This window comes from Staphylococcus sp. B1(2026) (assembly GCF_058895785.1).
Genome location: NZ_JBZXTS010000013.1, coordinates 1 through 17,798 on the forward strand (window position 1 = coordinate 1; position 17,798 = coordinate 17,798).

At 28.7% G+C, this 17,798-nt stretch carries 15 protein-coding genes and 1 pseudogene; all 16 read right to left on the minus strand.

Annotated features, from left to right (window positions below):
• Nucleotides 1–70 precede the first annotated feature (70 nt).
• The 16 genes and pseudogenes from AC5EAH_RS03585 to AC5EAH_RS03660 all read right to left on the minus strand — a co-directional run bounded on the left by AC5EAH_RS03585 (nucleotide 71) and on the right by AC5EAH_RS03660 (nucleotide 17,788).
• A complete protein-coding gene (locus tag AC5EAH_RS03585) occupies nucleotides 71–292 on the minus strand; it encodes a YneF family protein (protein ID WP_493493388.1) in 222 nt (73 codons plus the stop codon).
• 545 nt (nucleotides 293–837) lie between these two features.
• Nucleotides 838–1,224: pseudogene (ybiA, locus tag AC5EAH_RS03590) on the minus strand (riboflavin biosynthesis intermediates N-glycosidase); the annotation flags it as partial.
• A gap of 65 nt (nucleotides 1,225–1,289) precedes the next feature.
• Nucleotides 1,290–1,901 (minus strand): hypothetical protein, encoded by a 612-nt coding sequence (locus AC5EAH_RS03595; protein WP_493493389.1) that lies wholly within the window; start codon nucleotides 1,899–1,901, stop codon nucleotides 1,290–1,292.
• Nucleotides 1,902–1,976: 75 nt separating this feature from the next.
• Nucleotides 1,977–2,846: a DUF4299 family protein gene (locus tag AC5EAH_RS03600; RefSeq protein ID WP_493493390.1), complete on the minus strand. Its 870-nt coding sequence runs from the start codon at nucleotides 2,844–2,846 to the stop codon at nucleotides 1,977–1,979.
• 13 nt (nucleotides 2,847–2,859) lie between these two features.
• Nucleotides 2,860–3,435, minus strand: coding sequence for a UCP033725 family protein (locus AC5EAH_RS03605; RefSeq protein ID WP_493493391.1), 576 nt, complete (start codon nucleotides 3,433–3,435; stop codon nucleotides 2,860–2,862).
• A 20-nt stretch (nucleotides 3,436–3,455) separates the two neighbouring features.
• A complete protein-coding gene (locus tag AC5EAH_RS03610; RefSeq protein WP_493493392.1) occupies nucleotides 3,456–5,486 on the minus strand; it encodes a T7SS effector LXG polymorphic toxin in 2,031 nt (676 codons plus the stop codon).
• Nucleotides 5,487–5,495: 9 nt separating this feature from the next.
• Nucleotides 5,496–5,768, minus strand: a complete 273-nt coding sequence (locus AC5EAH_RS03615; RefSeq protein ID WP_493493393.1) for a TIGR04197 family type VII secretion effector — start codon at nucleotides 5,766–5,768, stop codon at nucleotides 5,496–5,498.
• Between the two features lie 10 nt (nucleotides 5,769–5,778).
• The gene (locus AC5EAH_RS03620; RefSeq protein ID WP_493493394.1) at nucleotides 5,779–6,198 is read right to left on the minus strand and encodes a YwqH-like family protein; all 420 of its coding nucleotides are present in this window, start codon (nucleotides 6,196–6,198) and stop codon (nucleotides 5,779–5,781) included.
• 11 nt (nucleotides 6,199–6,209) lie between these two features.
• Nucleotides 6,210–6,506, minus strand: a complete 297-nt coding sequence (locus tag AC5EAH_RS03625; protein ID WP_493493395.1) for a DUF4176 domain-containing protein — start codon at nucleotides 6,504–6,506, stop codon at nucleotides 6,210–6,212.
• A gap of 2 nt (nucleotides 6,507–6,508) precedes the next feature.
• Nucleotides 6,509–10,891 carry a type VII secretion protein EssC gene (gene essC, locus AC5EAH_RS03630; protein WP_493493396.1) on the minus strand — a complete coding sequence of 1,461 codons (4,383 nt, stop codon included), beginning with the start codon at nucleotides 10,889–10,891 and terminating at the stop codon, nucleotides 6,509–6,511.
• Nucleotides 10,892–10,909: 18 nt separating this feature from the next.
• Nucleotides 10,910–12,070 carry a type VII secretion protein EssB gene (essB, locus tag AC5EAH_RS03635; RefSeq protein ID WP_493493397.1) on the minus strand — a complete coding sequence of 387 codons (1,161 nt, stop codon included), beginning with the start codon at nucleotides 12,068–12,070 and terminating at the stop codon, nucleotides 10,910–10,912.
• A gap of 14 nt (nucleotides 12,071–12,084) precedes the next feature.
• Nucleotides 12,085–12,336 (minus strand): hypothetical protein, encoded by a 252-nt coding sequence (locus AC5EAH_RS03640; RefSeq protein ID WP_493493398.1) that lies wholly within the window; start codon nucleotides 12,334–12,336, stop codon nucleotides 12,085–12,087.
• The gene (gene essA, locus AC5EAH_RS03645) at nucleotides 12,336–12,794 is read right to left on the minus strand and encodes a type VII secretion protein EssA (protein WP_493493399.1); all 459 of its coding nucleotides are present in this window, start codon (nucleotides 12,792–12,794) and stop codon (nucleotides 12,336–12,338) included. The genes AC5EAH_RS03640 and essA overlap by 1 nt, the downstream gene beginning before the upstream one ends.
• A 76-nt stretch (nucleotides 12,795–12,870) precedes the next feature.
• A complete protein-coding gene (esaA, locus tag AC5EAH_RS03650; protein WP_493493400.1) occupies nucleotides 12,871–16,065 on the minus strand; it encodes a type VII secretion protein EsaA in 3,195 nt (1,064 codons plus the stop codon).
• An 86-nt stretch (nucleotides 16,066–16,151) separates the two neighbouring features.
• Nucleotides 16,152–16,448, minus strand: coding sequence for a WXG100 family type VII secretion target (locus AC5EAH_RS03655; RefSeq protein WP_493493401.1), 297 nt, complete (start codon nucleotides 16,446–16,448; stop codon nucleotides 16,152–16,154).
• 218 nt (nucleotides 16,449–16,666) lie between these two features.
• On the minus strand, nucleotides 16,667–17,788 hold the full coding sequence (locus AC5EAH_RS03660) for a THUMP domain-containing class I SAM-dependent RNA methyltransferase (RefSeq protein WP_493493402.1): 1,122 nt from the start codon (nucleotides 17,786–17,788) through the stop codon (nucleotides 16,667–16,669).
• Nucleotides 17,789–17,798 lie beyond the last annotated feature (10 nt).

The following is a 17,798-nucleotide window of genomic DNA, read 5'->3' on the forward strand; positions in this document are numbered from 1 at the left end:
CGACCAACAATAACTTTACACTAACAAAAAAGTCCAAAAAAGATGAATTGTCTTTTTTGAACTTTTATTATTATTTAGCTTGTTGACGACTCATTGCCGCCATCATTTGATTAATTTTCTTTTGAGACGGTTTTTGACCCATTTGTGCCATCATCATACGTAGCACATCTTCATTAATTGGTGGATTCTTTTTCAGATAATCTTCAGTATATTTTTTAGCGATGAAAAAGCCACCGACTAATCCAACTGTTAAAGCTACCACAATTGCAAAAATTGCCCAACCTAATGCCATATTTAACACCTCCACTTATCTAACAATAATAAAATCATTATACCTTTAATTTTATAACATATCAACAAATAAAAAATTTAATATTATCACTATCTACTAGTGAACAAATACCATTCTTTATCTACATAAATTCTATATTTGGTCGTTTTATATAAATCATATTTCTTGTTTAATAAGTTTTACTATATTATCCATCATTTTAACCTATTCACATGTAATGTATTCAGTTTTGATAAATGTCCCTGGTTCTATCTCCACACGTTTTTTAAAACACCATTCTGGTATATGTTCTCCATTTTCTGAGCCTATAAACCCATTACGCATAGCTGGTATTCATACCACCAAATTCAGTTCCATAAGAAATGTGCAATTGATCTATTGTATTGTGAATACTATTCTAATATATATGTATTTGTTCCATAACCAAACAAAGCATAACTTTTTGCATTTTCCGCTATTGTTTCATTAAAGTTATATTCATAAAATTTTTCATAGTATTTTTTATAAACTAAGCCTATCATCATATGATAGGCCTAGTTTACATGCTATTTTTTTCTTAATTGTTCTCTGACTTCCATTAAAATAATACCTAACATATTTTTTCCGGTTCCATCTCCACCATCTGCCCAATAATGATCATTTTTTGTATGTTCTATAATTTCTTTATCTCCTGTATCTATTAATAATTGAGCAATATCTTTATTTTGTGAAAATTTAGCTAGTACTGCTTGTCTCATTATATCATCTTTAACTTCTTCCCAATCTAAGCGTAATGGATAACTTCTATCTCTCCCCATCAATGCTGCATCCATTGGTGATATGATTGAACGTATTTTTTCTTGTATATCATTATTTAAAAATTTTTGTGCTTGAAAATAATGCTCTGAAGTTGGCCACACTACACCATTTATTTCAAATGGATGTGCAGAAAAATTAGAAAATGCGCCCTATGCTTCATTCACTTTATAAAATTTAATTGTTGTCATATATTTCTCCTTTATAATCCAAAATCTTTTAATGTTTTTCCTTTACTGTTTAATAATTCATTAATAAATGTTGCATCATACTGTATTAAAAATTTGATAGTATCATGTATATTCCAATATTGCTGTTTATTATCTATAATTACTGATAAATAATCTTTAATTAACGGAAGATATTCATCATATTGTGTATATTCTACCATATCAAATAATCTTGAAATTGAACAGTACTCATTTTTTGAACTTTCAATGATTTTTTTTATACTTTGAAAAATATTTTTTCTTGCATTTTCTGCATTATTCATATCTGCTTGTATTGCTCTATAGAAAAGTATTGCCTCTAAAATCTGTTCATTGCTTGTATCATAGCCATGTAATCTATGTACATAGTGTCCTTTAATTTCTTCATTATTATATAATTCAACTAATTTATCAAAACCTTGGTCATTGCCCCAATGTGATAATAATATCGCTGCACGTATTTGTACTGTAATATCTTCATTATTTAATAAGGATGCTACTTGTTTTATCATTTCTGGTTTAATATCTTCCAAATCTAATTCTTCGGGCATATCTGTGTAATCTATATGTGCCGGTACATCGTATAGTATTTCGTCTATATTCATTATTTTTCTCGCTTTTATTTTTACCTGACTATTATTTACAATTATTTTAAGTGATAAAATATATTTTATGTATTTTTATTTTAACATGATTTGTAGTTCTTCTTGACTTATTGGATGCACAATTATATTTAATTCATCTAAATAAAACCATTTCTCTTGTGGTAAATTTTGTATGAATGTTTGATATGTCAGCTCACTTATTTTTTCTTGATCTGACATAATAAAAATTAACCATTCTGTTACTTGACTCATTTCTATATGCTTTTCATTTTCATAATTGACATGTGGAGTTAGTGGTATAACATTTAAAGTGTTCAATGCAAAATACTGAGTTCCTACAACTATATCTTGTTGCTCATTTTTCATTTTGAAAAATTGTTGTTCTGAATGGTATGCTTGAATATATTGTGTTAATTTCATTCGTTGATCATAATTTTCAAACATATTTTCAGTATTAAAAAATACAGGTAACATTTTGGAACCTATATAAATAGGATAATACATTCCTGGTAGTACCATTACACTATGATCTGTATTAATTTTATCAATTAAAATTTTGACTGCTGCTAAAAAAATTTCTCTGTAGGCATAATTAATAATAGTTTCTTCTGTGTAGTGCTTTTTCTGGTCATCTATAATATTCCCTGCTGTTAACAACGACAACATTTTGATAAACATTAACATTCCTGTCCAATCTGACGATGTTGCTAAATTAATAATTTCAATAATATATTGTTTTTGTTCTTGACTATAACTCACTTTAAAACCAAATGTACTTTGTTTCGTTACACCAAATAATGCATAATCTATTTCATCTATTCGATAATTTGTTTTTCTTTCATCTGTTTTCAAAGATACTTTATTACAAATAAATAATTCATTATTTATTAATTCTTCAATAAATACTATCTTATCTGTTTTCACATAAATTTTAGTTGTAGTCATTGTTAATTCTCCTCTATTGTATATTTAATACTATTTCTTTTCGTGATAATTCTTTGTATTCAACATGATTAATTCGTCTTCCAAAATCATATGCTGCACAAGTATCTACATCACATGGTATTAATTGATATTCTATCACTTCCTCTAAAGCCTCTTCATCTTGCCACCATTGTCTACCTTCTATTGGGATTTTCTTTCGAATTTCTTTAAATATCACATCTTTTAATAATGCATAGATGCCATATTCACCCCTATTAAAAAATTTACCTAGTCCATATTTTTCGACAATTACCCAATCACTTGTATGAAGTCCAATATTATCATCTGTATCTCCTGGAAAAAAATCATACTGATTACCATCAAATAGAACATAAGTTTTGACATCATAATAACTTTTCAATGCTTTTCCATTAATTTTTTTTTCGTATAGATTTTTATTGGTTGTCATTTCGATAAAACCATATTGTTTAGATAATTCATCACATGATATTAAATAATATTGATGATTATCTGTTGCACATACGCGATATTCATCATTTTGATAAACTCCATAACGCATTTTTTGAATAACTTTTTTTATTTTACTCACTGTATATCTCCTTTGATATATTAATTTTCTATCTTTACAAATTCACTCTTATCATTATAAACCGCATATAATCTTTCTTTCCCATTTTCATAAATATATAATTTCGTCCCTGGTTCTATCTCCACACGTTTTTTAAAACACCATTCTGGTATATGTTCTCCATTTTCTGAGCCTATAAACCCATTACGCATAGCTGGTGGTAAATCTGTATTCACACCACCAAATTCAGGTCCATAAGGAATGTGCAACTCATTTGTCCTTTGCGTTGTAAATTCTATTCTTATATATTTGTCACCATCTATTGGATAAGGTACTACTAACTTACCATTAGCCATATATTCATAATCTAATCTCATAGTTTCTCGAATATCTGTATAGCTAGTTAAATGAGCAACATCTTGCCTTCGTGCAATATACCCACCGATTTCTTTATATTCACCAGACATATAATTTTCCAAGTTTTCATAAGGCAAGATTTTTTGTAACATAGTGGTCTCATCTGGCATAGGTATAGATTCTCTTATATCCTTTAGTAAAAATATTTCATTATCTGTTAGTTTTTCTATAGGTGTCATTTTTAATATTTGAAATTCTTTTTCTGTCATATTATATTTTTCAAGTTTTTTAGGAAGTATTTCTTGTTTAAATGAAACTTGTCTTTCTAAATTATTAATAACATGTCCATGATTTGTATCTGGTATTAACTTATTTACTTTAAATTTATTATTAATTTGTTTTGACAATGCTTTCCCTGTAACAACACTTGTTAATATACTACTAAATGTTTCTGCCATATGTCCATGACTTTGTGCAACTTCTTCTGTTAATTCTAGTATGTTTTTAGAAACATAATACGTAGCATTTTTTAGCAATCCACCTCCAACACACTCTAAACCATTGCTTGTCATAAGTTCTACACCTACTGCACCAATAGAACGTACAAAGCCATTACCTAGTCTAATTAAACTACTCACTTGTCCTACTGGCATAACAACAGCTGAACCAATAGTTACTATATTACCAAAAATATCATACACACCTTGATCACCTAAAAATAGTGTGTCTCTTAATGGATTATATGCTCTTGTTGTAATATCTCCAGCATTAGCTAATTGTTGACTTTCATAAGCTTCTTGATAATTTGATGAACCATATAGTATAGTACCTGTTCCTAAAGCTGCACCGGCACCTACAACAAGTGGTGTGGCAGCTCCCAGTGTTGCCACAATGGCTATAGTACCTACTAAGATGGTTAGTAATGCGGTTACTTCATTATTATGTGCTTCTTTTTTTCTTATCTCTATGGCTTCTTTTTTTAACTGTTGAAATCTGGTATTTTCTCTTTGTTGTATATCGACTAATTGTGGTTGACGATTTGATATTGCCTGTGTGACTTGTTGATAAGCTTTTAGAAAATTTTGTGCTTGTGGTAATAAGGCAAGCTGTCCTACTTGATAAGTTTGTGGAAAATGCTTATTTTGTTGACTGTAATGTGTAATAAGTTGTTGACATTGCTGTAGTAATTGATGAAAATCTATTAAATCTTGTTGATGCTGACTTTCATATTGTCCTACTTGATTTTTTGTAGTTGTAACCTGTTTAATTGTTTGTTGATAATTATCACTTAATGTGCTTGATTGTGCATGACAAGATACTAAATCATTAATTGTTGATGCGATCATTTGTAATTGACTATGTTCTGCATGATAAGCTTCTTGTGAAGTTTTTAATTGTTTTTCTAATTCATCATAAGTTTGTTCTGGTAATTTCGCATGATTATCATGATCTATATTAAAGTAACCGTCTTTATAGACAACTAATCTTTGTTCATATTCTGTAATCAATGTAGATAAGGTAGTTAATATCGTAATATGTACTTCTTGTAAATAACTATTAATGCTTTGACCTGTTTGTCCCTCTAAACCACTTTCATTACGAAAAGTATTAATGGCACTTTTGATGACATCTATACTAGATAACCATTGTTGATTGGTTGTCGATATAGTTTGTTGTAATGCTAGTATATCATCAAAATGTATTTTATAACTCATAAAACTCACCTACTTAACATATAATTTTGATAAAATGCCATCTTGTTCTGCCAAACTATCTCCCGAAGCTTTAATTTGTGCAATATCTTGTGCAAGTAATGCACTATATTGTTGAATAATATTTAATAATGCTTGATACTCTGATTGATATGTTGAAATAACTTTTGATTCTGATGTTGTTTGTGGCATAGTAATATTGATAGTACTTAATTCACTTTGTAATTGTGATAAATGCACTGTGTTTGTTAAAAATAAAACTTGATTTAATTTAATTATATTCATGGTTATCTCCTTAATGTACTTTTTTCTCTAGCCAATTACTAATATTGTTAATCGCATTAAGTAGATAAGCAATCATACTTTGCTCATTATTTTTTTCATTTTCTAATCGTGTAATTGCATCACAGATATCATTATAATAATGATCTACTTCTTTGATATAGTGATTATAATTATCATTTAATTTTTCCATATTATTCATAAATTTATTTTTTGTTGTGCCTAACCATTCAGTTTTATCTCTTTGTTGATAAATATTTTTTCTTAATTGTGATAATGTCGTTTGCAATTGATTCACTTTACTTTTTGCTTGTTCTAATCTTTCTAATTTCTCGTCGATTTTTATTATTTTTGCTTGTGATTCAGCTTTTTGAACATGAAAACTATCTCTTTGCTGAATTTGTGCAATAATTTCTTCTTGTGATACTGACATACATTCCCTCCTTAGCTAGTATGACCTTTTTCTAACCCAGATTGTATAATTGCTTGTTGAATATTTTCTTGCATTAAACTATCTTCTTCATTAATAAAGCCTTCATGTACAATCTGCATAATATCTTCATGATTAAAGTAGATTAATTTATCTCCTATTAAGCCTTCTGGATATAAACATGCACCATATTCAAAATAAATTGTTTTATCTTCTACTATTGTGGCAATAGCTCTTGATATGATCATTAATTTTTTAGTGCTTCCCTTAACAATAATTAAACTACCTAATGGTAAAAATGCTTTCTTCATCGTTATTCTCCTTTATCTATTAATTGTACAAATTCATATTTTTCTTGTGTCATAATATAACCTTGATATGGTTTTACTTGTTTTTCATTGGCAATGTATGGGAAAGATACATACTCTTGATCAGTAATACGCATACTTAAAAATACTTGTTTAGCATTTTGTTTATGTATTGTTACAAAATCATGATAAGCCCTGATGATATCTTTATGTTGCCCTACAAAAATAGGTATAATACCATGTTTTGGTCCTTCAATAATTAATTGTCTAAACTCTGTTTCAGTTATGCCTAAATCATAAGGTAAACTTTCAATATCTGGTATAATTACTAGACAATTCATATAAGCTTGTGGATGAATTGTACGTTGATGAATATCTTCAATAATACCTCTTAAAGTTGTTATAGTATCTTGCTTATCAGATGGTCTATATGCTGATTTAAGACACTTGTTAGGAATAACTTGCTTATAATCAATCATGACACCTTGATAAAAATCAGGCCATTTTGATAAATGATTTTCAATAATTTCATAGTAATTAATAATTGCCGTCATATTATCTGAAATTAAAGAAATAAAATGATTTAGATTAAACATTGCTATTTCAACGTTTTCTTGATATAAACCTAATACGAATTTATCTTTAAAAACGATATCCTCGGTCATCTTATTGATGGCATCTTGTGTAACAATCTTTGGTAACATTGGTATTTTGTTTGGTAGATTACCTTGCCAGCTTGCTATCATTTGTTGACTTTCATCTTTAATTTGTTGTATGTAATTGGCATAAGTATCAAATTGATAAGGTAAGGCAATTTGGAAATGTGTTATATTTTCTAATTTAATAACACCTCGCCCTTTGATTTCTTCTAGATGAATAGTACTATTACCTAAGATATTTGATAAATCGGTTTTATCGAATAAGAATAAAGATAATTTAGTTTTAAAATTAGCTAATAATTGCATTTTCAAGGCATTTGATCTTGATGTTGTAACAACTAAATAAATACCTAAAGAAGCACCGTCACGTGCAATTAAATTTAATAATTCTAAGAAATTATCTTCATAATTGCTATCTGAAATACTTTCAAAACCGTCTATTAATATGAATAAATTAGCGAAATGCTGTTGTGATAATTGATTGTATTGTGATAAATTCATTGCTCTTACTTTTGATAATGCTTGTTTACGTTGTTTAATTTCTTCTTTGATAATACGTAAAGATTTTAATATTTTCTCATCCTCATCTACTGTAAAATAGTCAGCACTATGTGGAAAATCACTTAATGGCATTAACCCACTTGTCCCAAAATCATATAAATAAAAATGGGCTTGTTGTGGTGTATGTTTACGCATAATATCAATGGCAAAACTTTGTAAAAATGTTGATTTACCAAATCCTGGACTTGACACTAATAAAATGTGCCCTGTTTCAGTCATGTTAAAATGTAAGGGTAATTGGTTTTGTTGTTCGGGCATATCTTGTTGACCAATTAACACTTCAATATCATAACTACTGGTTGACCATGTATGATGAAAGTCAATTGACTGTAAGTCTTGAGCATATACAGTAGTAGCTAATGGTGGCAACCATGGACTTGATAATTTTGTTAAACCACTTTCAGTAAATATACGCTTCGTTGTTTGGACAATGACTTCTAATTCTGTTGGTATATTACTTATTTGTTGTTGCTGAGTTAAACCACTTAAATCTTTATTGATGGCTTGGTATTGTCCACTATCTGTAATTTCATATACTGTTAAATTACGATTAGATTTATGTTTACCTTCTGGATAATATTTTGCACCACTCCATGCAGATTGAAATAATTCATAAATTTCATTATTGCCGACTTGTAAATAGGCACGACCTACTTGGGTAATATCCGCAGCATCGGCTGTTTTAATCATTTCTTTAGAATCTGTTTCGTCTTGTACTTTTAAGGCTATTTTAAATTTAGCATTCGACCAAATTTGATCTGTTACGACACCATTAGGTTTTTGTGTTGCCAAAATTAAATGAATACCTAAAGAACGCCCAATACGTGCAATAGATACTAATTCTTTCATAAAATCAGGTTGCTCTGCTTTTAATTCAGCAAATTCATCAGAAATAATAAAGAGATGTTGCATTGGTGTAGCAACAATACCTTCTTTAAATAATTTAGTATATTGATTAATATGATTAACATCGTGTTGATTAAATAGTAATTGACGTTTTTTCAATTCAGCTTTAATCGAAATTAGAGCACGCTCTGATTGATGACCGTCTAAATTAGTAATGGTACCTACTAAGTGTGGTAAATCAGAAAATAGATTAGCCATTCCACCACCTTTATAATCAATTAATAGGAATGCAATTTCATATGGATGATAATTAATTGCCAATGATAAGATGTACGATTGTACTAATTCTGATTTACCCGAACCTGTTGTTCCAGCAATTAAACCATGTGGTCCATGTGCTTTCTCATGCAAATTCAAATATAAAATATCATTACGGCCACGCATACCTAAAGGCACTGCCATTGATTGATAAACTTCATTTTGTTGCCAACGTTGTGCGATTTGTAATTGCTCAACTTTATTAACCCCATACATTTCTAATAATGTTACAGTAGTGGGTAAAGCATTACGTAATGTTTGGATATGTGTAATACTTGCCATTGCACGTGCAAATGCTTCTTTTTTAGATTGATTGATGATGATTAATGGCACTAAGGCTTGTGAAATATAATCACCATTTTGTAACAATAAAGTCGCTTTTTTATCACTATGATAATCAACAACTGTTTTAACGTGTTCTGGTAAACTTTCAATGACTTCTTCGACAAAAACATAACTAATGCCTAAAGATGTTAAATCTTCATTAATATATTCCATCATATTATGGTCTAGTAATAATGACATATCTGTAATTAAAAAGATATATTGTGGTTGGTAAATTGGCTCTTTATTATTTGCTTGTTGTACGGCTAATTTTCTTTCTTTTATCATTTGATAGAGTGATGTTAAAATTTGATCTCTCGTACGTTGATTGTATACAAAGCCACGACTATTAAATGCTTTTAATTGTGTGTGGGGCAACCATCTACTCCATTGCCATAATGTAAGTTCTTCTTCACGAAACACGATAATAAATTGTACATCATGATAACTATGAAAAGCAGCCAATTGCATCATCATTTGTTGTAATTGTTCAATGACAATTTTTCGTGTTCCTATATAACCGATTGGTACACTTTTAATCTCATTAACAATAGGTACATCAGTTAATGTTTGATAATGTGAAATTAAACGATCAACCTGTTGTGAAACTTCTTTATTATATTGTGTTAAATCGGCTGTATTATAATCAATAACAAAACTTGCTGGCACCTGACCTGCCCCTAATTGATACGTTAAAAAATCAAAATGATAAGGTGTTTTTTCATATAAACGTCTGTCAACTTGTTGTGACATCTTAATTAAAGTACTTGTATCTGGATAATGGTAATTTAAAGATTGTCTTTGCAATTGACTTAATTGTGCTAAATTTTGATATTTACTATCTAAATATGCTTGATAGTCATTCACTCTTTTAATTTGTCTTGCTTTATACTTTTTCTTATCTGAAAAATAACTATGTGTTGAGGTGATAATTGTAATAAGTGACATACCAAACATCAAAATCATCATGCCGCTATTAGCAGACATAAAATATATCATAATTGTAAATACAATCATTGCTAATGGCATGATAATAATTTTAAGCAATGGTTGACGTGATTGTTCTTGCTCAGTTGGTGGTGAAGCAATAGTTACTTTATCTTTTGGCTCTCTTAAAATAAAACGTGGTGATCGATGAAACTCATCTGCACGATACTCTGGTAATGATAAAGTATCAATTGCAACATATTGACTAGTAACTTGTTTCAAACTGGCAATTACTAATATTTTCCCAATAATTTGTAAGCTATAACCCGCTTCAAAAAAAATATCATCATAAATTTTAATTGTTGTTTCTTGTTGGTAATATTTACCATTAACAAAGAAAGGTTTGTCACTTATGATATGGTAACTTTGTTCTGATTGTTGCGTTAATGTACAAGCTATATCGTCTGTTAAACGAATATGTGCAAAAGCTTGCTGGCTAATTAAAATAGTCGTATCTTGTACAATAAAATACTGTTGTTGATTTAAAATAATTAACATCATATTATGATCTATTTGATGACATCCAGCCCTGTAAATTTGATTATTATATTTTATTTGCCCTTTTTCAACAGTGATAGTTAAACGATGATCAATATTTAAAGGGATATCATCTTGTTGACTATTACCTATCGTATAAGTTTGATAGCAAGACAAATCATAAAGTTTTTGCTTATTTAATAAATAATATCTCATTAATTGCTCCTACATGATTTATTTTTTAGATTGTGACACCATTTCTATAGATTGTGGTATTGTTGTCACTTCTTCTGTTGTTAAATATTGTTTTTTCAATTCTTCTAATTTGTTTTTATAATTATTAATCATTTCTGTACGTTTTTCTGATGTTAAATCTGGGTTTCTTTGTAACTCATCTATTTTTTTAGTAATACTATAAATTAATAATTGTGGGTCATCTAAATAACTCGCAATATCCATCGCTTCATCAATATGATTTTGACCAATTAATACCCAGTAACGTAAATAATCTTCATTTGATTGTATAGATATTTGACTTAAAACTTCTTTTTGCTTTTCTGTCAAAGGTTCTGTCATAATCGTTGCATAAGCTACTAGATATTTATCTTCTTGACTTAACTGACGACTATTAATATTTTGACTGTGCGTCACTACTTTAGAATAATCTTGCTGTGTAAAAGCTAAACGAATATCGGCTATTGTATTATTATGTGGCAACGTAAAAATTAAAATATAAGCTAAAATAGCTAATAAAAAGATAGCTAAGCTACTACTAATGATTGTTGCTATTTTTAATTTCGATAACATATGACGTGCAACTCTCATGTAATTTTCAACATTATTATCTCGCTCTTTAGTATATTGCTCTGAAAGTAATGCCATGACTTCTGCAATTGTATTTGCTTGAATAATCGTTTCACAAAATAAATTTCCCTTGTAAAAAATTAACTTCCCTTCAATTAAAGCATCATACTTTGTTTTAACATCTATAGTAGATACAATCATAGCTTTGTAATGATAAAGAAAGTGTTCTTCGGTAATTGTTTCATAAGGTTCAATTTGATCAATGATGCCACGATGAATTAATTTTGGTAAACCATTATGATCAAACACGATATTTGTTGGAACTAATTGATACGTATAAGCCGTTTTATGTAATGATTGATAAATGTCACCTATATTCAATAAATAACGTAACTTATTTTCTAATTCTAATTGATAAATGATTTCATAACTTTGAGTTTGTCCTTTTAAACTCATCAATTCTACTATATCTTCTTGTTGTTCTAAATTAATTGGTAAAAATAAATAATGTGGTGCTTGCAATAAAGTTAATGCCATTGCTTTATTACCTTTAATACGTTCTGTTATTAATTGAGTTTTATAAATTTCCATAAAATTCCTTTCTATTATAGTGATGCAACAATTAATAAAGTGCCGTGACTAATTGTCTTATCTTCATCTAATCTTTTTAAACTGGTCAAAATTTTACCACTATGTGCAACACGTATATGTGGATAATCTAAGGTTAGTTGTAAATGATACGCATCATTGACAATCATTAATAATTCTTTAATCGTTAACACTTTAGGTACTCTCAAATCAATAATACCTCGCTGGCAAATAGTTAAATCTAGACTAATATTAATGTAAGGTGTCATTAATTATTCATCTTCTTTCTTTTTAAAATTTTAATGATGGATAAAATCATTATGCTAAATCCTAATATTAATAGAAACATATCTTTCCAAGTAATCATAATTGGCTGTTCTTTTAAAACAATCCCTATTTGTTCAGTATTACGAGATATTTTTGTATTAATAAATAATTGTTCGATATCTTTTTTATTTGAATGATGTGGTTGCTGCAAAAAAATATTTTTAATAAATGATTGTTGTTGTGTTTTTTGTTGCTGCTGATGACGACTAATTTTATCAGTTATACTTGGATAAAATAATTTCATTAAATCATCTTGTTGTTCAATATAAGTCGTCTCATGTTGTTCTTCATTTGTACTAATATCTAAATCTATTTTCAAACTACCATCTTGTGCATAGCTAGGTATGCTACAAACTATGATTAAAATAATTACTGTGATAAATGATTTATGTTTTATCATAGCTACTCCTCATAAATATAATAAAAAGGAAAAAGACAAAATTAACTTATGTAAATTTATCTCTTTCCTTTCAAAATTATTGTGCTTTTCTATATATAAACATGTTCGTCACTAACATAATTAATGATAAGATGACAATGATAGTAAATGATAATCCCCAACCATCTTGATGATTAATAAAACTCGTTATTAATTTATCTAAATAGTTTAATGGTGATAAATAGTTTAATATTGACTGTTTTTCATTATATTGAACATCAAATAAATGAGATGTCGTAATAATGTAAAGTAATAATATTGTAATACTGATTAATAAACTTACACTTCTTGCTTTGATAAATAGCCAATTATTAATCGTTGTAAATAAAAGTACGATAAATAGCATAATCACATTAAATAAAATTAATTGATCGTTAGTCATTGCTAATTTATAGCCGACAATATTAGCTATAACTAATGCTGTTAATAGTGACATCATCATTAACATCGTTATCGGTATAATCATATTACGCCAGTTCATACGTTCAGTCAGTCGATTCATTTTATTAACATATTGTAATAAATGTGCTAAGACTAAACTCATTAAATAACTAATAACAATAATCATCACTGTCGAACGTGTATCTTGTCTTGTTAATACTGGTTTAACATTATTATCAATTAATAGTTTATCAATACTTGTACCATCTACTGGATTAGATAAATAATTATAAACACTTTGATTTTTAGCATTACCTATTTTAGTATTTGTTAAGACATTAGAGAATGCTTTTAAAAACTCTTCATTATTACCATAATCTTTATCCATTGTAATTTTTAATTCTTCGATTTTCCCTGATAATCCAGTACCACTGTCTTCTAATCCTTTAACTGTATCATTTAAATTTTCTAAAGAAGATTTAACAGTGTCTGATGTTGATTGATTTGACTTTGTACTATTTAATAATGATTGACTTGCTGTCATCAGTTTTTGTAAATCATTATTCATATCTAAACTAACACTAACTAAATCATTATTTTCTTGTTTTTCAGTCATCTCTAATTTTGGTTTATCTATCAATACTTTATTAATTGCTGTCGTGTCCGTAACTAGTGTATCTAATTGTTTCACTAAGTCAGTAGTAGATAATTGCAATTCTCCAATTGATTTTTCTAATTCTTCTGACTGTAATTTACTATCTGATAATGCCTTAATTTGTTCATCATTAATTGTTAAAGCTTGTTTTAATTCATCCATCGAAGTATTCGTCACAATTTTAACAATAATATCTTCTAAATTATTTAAATTAGCTTTATTAATTAAAGCTGTTGAAGCAATTTGAAAATCATTTGCTTGACTGATATCAATATCAAAAATAGTATTAATAACACCAGCTAATTCTCCATATTTTTGTAAATCATCAATAACCGCTTGACTTTCATATATTGCATTATAATTTTCATAAGGTAAAATAGCTTGTGCTTCACTATATTGACGAATAATTTCATGGTTTTCAGTTGCTGTAATTTTTTTCTCTGTCGTTGTTTCTTCTGGTGTTTTAACTATTTCTTTTTCTTCTTTAGAAATATTTTCTGGCAATACTTCATCAGGTGCTTTTGATGTTGGAGTGTCCACAATCTTCGTTTCGACCACTGTTTGCTCTTTAGCAACATCAACATTTTCAACTGTCTTAACGACGGCTTTTGTTAATATTGGTGACAGTATATTTACTTCATCAGGTGCAACTGCTTTCAATGTATAATCTACAACAATATTACCTTTTGGTAAGGTTGTTTCTAATATAGCGCTATTACCTGCAATAGGTATGGCAACACCGTTAACAGAAGCTGATTGAAAAACATAATTACTATCCGTTACTAGCTCAACCACTTTAGGCGTTCCCTCATCAATTTGTAAAGTGATAGTTCTATTTTCTAATAAATTTTGATTGATAAAAGCTTTTACTTTATCAAAATGCTCATCTTGATAACTTTTCTCTTTAATATTAGAAAAATTAACTTGTTGGTGATATTGCGTAGTATACCAATTAATAAACGCATTAATATTTAATAAGTATTGTTTATCTGCATCTGAAATATGCATACGATTAATTGTGTCATTATTATAAATTGCTAGACCATTTATTGCTGTATTAACTTTTGATAACATTGACTGTTTCAAATCTTCTGCAATATAATTTAATGTTTCGGTATTAATCGTATCTTCTGACAAGTTTTGATTTTGTAACGATGTACGTACTGCTTCAACTAGACGCTCTTCATAAGATTTTGTGACTGTATCTATATTCGTGTTTATTTCTGAAAAACGATTAATAATTGTTTCTATATTCGTATTTAATGTGTGTGTTTTCTCTATTGTATTTTGCCAAATTTCGGGATTAGAAAATTGTGTGCTTATAAGATTTTGATTATCTACTAAAGACTTTAATTGATTATCAACTGATAATTGTGAGAGACTTTCATCATATTTCATTAATTGTGTTTCTTTATCAATAATTGATTTTTGCCATAATTCTTGACCGTTTCTAACATCATCTATAGCTTTATCATAACTTTTGTCTACACTGACAATAGAAGTAAATGCTTCCTGAGTATTATTAACATCTTTATTAAAACCTGACATAAGATCTAAAATATTATGAGATGATTGACCTATTTGACCAAATTGTTGTGAAAAACCTGATACGGGTTGCATTAAAGTGCTTTGATAACTATTTAATGTATGGTGTTCATTATCAACAACTTCGGCCACTTTAGCCTGTGCATTTTGCAGATTACCTACAATACTAGAAAAATAAATACGAATAATATCTTTGTTAAAATCTGTTTTTAAATCTGCTACGGCTTGCTCAGCTTGTTTTAATAATAATTGTTTATCTGTTCTTATTTTATATTGAAAAACAGCTTTTTCTGGATTCACTTCTTCAATACCTAAAGCTAACTCAGAAAATTTACTAGGTAAAACAATCATTAATTGATAGTTACCTTTTTCTAAACCTTTTTCAGCTATTGAACGCGAAACCATTTCCGTTTGATAGACATGCTTATCAATAAATGATTTAGCAATAACATTAGCAATATTTACTTGCTCGTCATTATATAAAATCCCCCTATCTTCATTAACAATAGCTATCTTTAAATCATCTGAAGTGACAATTTTTTCTTGTTTAGTTGGGGTGATTGGGGTAGGTTTAATCACACCAAAAAATGTGATTACTGCTGTTAAAAATAATAAAACCGCAGAAAATATTAATAGTCGTCTTTTATTCATTTATTAACTCCTTAGTTCAAAATAAGAGTGAGAAAAAATCAATCTTCTAATGAAAATCAACTCATTTTCTCACTCAATTTTAACGATTAATTTAAACCAAAATTACGAGATAAATCTTGATCGTGTTGCTCCATTGCTTGAGCAGTCTTGTCTAATTGTGTATTAATTTGTTGTAGTAATTCTGCAAATTGTTGCACTTTAGGTTTTAATTCATTAAATTGATTATCAAAACCTTGGAAAGCCTGACCTTCCCATTCTCCACGTAATGTGTCTTGTAAACGTGTTAAGTTTGATAAAATTGCTTGTACATCATTTGAAGCTCTACCGTATTCTGTTGCTCTTGATTGTAATACTTCTGGTGATACTCTAATTTGACCTGCCATTATATAAACTCCTTTTGAATTCTTTTTACACATATATATTACCACACTTAGAAATGCCCTTCAACTAATAATTATAAAATATTAATTACTTTTTATAATTATTTTAAAAAATAATTATTACTTTCTTAGGTTTGTATTTTAATATAAAAAAGAGTTAACATCATATTTTACAATGTTAACTCTCAATATTTTATTGTATATATGACGCTAATAAAAAACTACCTTTCTCCCCAGTATTGATAGTATTGACATTCTATAGCTCCGTTATACAATTTACGACGTTTTGTGGCTTTTTTCCCAATTAAATGTTCAAATTGTTTATACGAAGTTAAAATATACATTGACCATTGTGGACTTTCTTTAATTAACTCACCTAAATGTTGATACATAGTTTCAACTTCTTCACGTTCACCTAAACGTTCACCATATGGTGGATTAGCTACAATAGCGCCTTTAGGTGTATGTAAAGTTAAATCTAATACATTCATTTGTTTAAAATGAATGACTTCTCCAAAACCAACTTCTGTTGCATTTTTTTGTGCTATTTCTACCATTTTCGGATCAATATCAGAAGCGTAAATTTCTAACTGTTTATCATAATCAGCAACTTCTTCACAATATTGACGTTCTTTTTCCCATAAATCTGGTGAGATCCATGACCAGTTTTCAGCGTCAAAATCACGATTAAATCCTGGTGCAATATTTTGCGCAATCATTGCCGCTTCAATGGCTAAAGTACCTGAACCACATACTGGATCAATTAACGGCACTTCCCCTTTCCAATTACTTAATAAAATTAAAGCTGCTGCCATCGTTTCTTTTAAAGGTGCTGCACCTTGTTCCGCACGATAACCACGTTTATGTAATGCGTCACCAGAAGTATCTAATAATAACATGGCTTCGTCTTTTAATAAAATGACTTCAATACGTGATCTTGCACCATTTTCGTCGATCCAACCACCTAATTGATACGCTTCTTTTAAACGTTCAACAATTGCCTTTTTCACAATAGCTTGACAATCAGGCACACTAAAAAGTGTTGACTTATGGCTACGTCCTGCTACTGGAAAAATAGAATTGGCATCTAAATACTGTTCCCAAGGTAAAGCCTTTGTTTGACTAAAAAGCTCTTCAAATGTAACAGCTTTAAATTTTCCAACAACAATTTTAATACGATCAGCTGTTCTTACCCACATATTTGTTCTTACAATAGCTAATTCATCACCTTCGAAGTAGATACGACCATTATCTACAGTTGTTTCATAACCTAAAGCTTGTATTTCTTTAGCTACTAATGCTTCTAATCCCATTGGTGCTGTTGCAACTAAATTAATTTTCATTGTTTCTCCT

What these genes read in the sequence shown, in the direction of transcription:
- AC5EAH_RS03585 (WP_493493388.1), bottom strand. Translation starts at nt 292, where the DNA reads ATGGCATTAGGTTGGGCAATTTTTGCAATTGTGGTAGCTTTAACAGTT.
- AC5EAH_RS03595 (WP_493493389.1), bottom strand. Translation starts at nt 1,901, where the DNA reads ATGAATATAGACGAAATACTATACGATGTACCGGCACATATAGATTAC.
- AC5EAH_RS03600 (WP_493493390.1), bottom strand. Translation starts at nt 2,846, where the DNA reads ATGACTACAACTAAAATTTATGTGAAAACAGATAAGATAGTATTTATT.
- AC5EAH_RS03610 (WP_493493392.1), bottom strand. Translation starts at nt 5,486, where the DNA reads ATGAGTTATAAAATACATTTTGATGATATACTAGCATTACAACAAACT.
- AC5EAH_RS03615 (WP_493493393.1), bottom strand. Translation starts at nt 5,768, where the DNA reads ATGAATATAATTAAATTAAATCAAGTTTTATTTTTAACAAACACAGTG.
- AC5EAH_RS03620 (WP_493493394.1), bottom strand. Translation starts at nt 6,198, where the DNA reads ATGTCAGTATCACAAGAAGAAATTATTGCACAAATTCAGCAAAGAGAT.
- AC5EAH_RS03625 (WP_493493395.1), bottom strand. Translation starts at nt 6,506, where the DNA reads ATGAAGAAAGCATTTTTACCATTAGGTAGTTTAATTATTGTTAAGGGA.
- essC (WP_493493396.1), bottom strand. Translation starts at nt 10,891, where the DNA reads ATGAGATATTATTTATTAAATAAGCAAAAACTTTATGATTTGTCTTGC.
- essB (WP_493493397.1), bottom strand. Translation starts at nt 12,070, where the DNA reads ATGGAAATTTATAAAACTCAATTAATAACAGAACGTATTAAAGGTAAT.
- AC5EAH_RS03640 (WP_493493398.1), bottom strand. Translation starts at nt 12,336, where the DNA reads ATGACACCTTACATTAATATTAGTCTAGATTTAACTATTTGCCAGCGA.
- essA (WP_493493399.1), bottom strand. Translation starts at nt 12,794, where the DNA reads ATGATAAAACATAAATCATTTATCACAGTAATTATTTTAATCATAGTT.
- esaA (WP_493493400.1), bottom strand. Translation starts at nt 16,065, where the DNA reads ATGAATAAAAGACGACTATTAATATTTTCTGCGGTTTTATTATTTTTA.
- AC5EAH_RS03655 (WP_493493401.1), bottom strand. Translation starts at nt 16,448, where the DNA reads ATGGCAGGTCAAATTAGAGTATCACCAGAAGTATTACAATCAAGAGCA.
- AC5EAH_RS03660 (WP_493493402.1), bottom strand. Translation starts at nt 17,788, where the DNA reads ATGAAAATTAATTTAGTTGCAACAGCACCAATGGGATTAGAAGCATTA.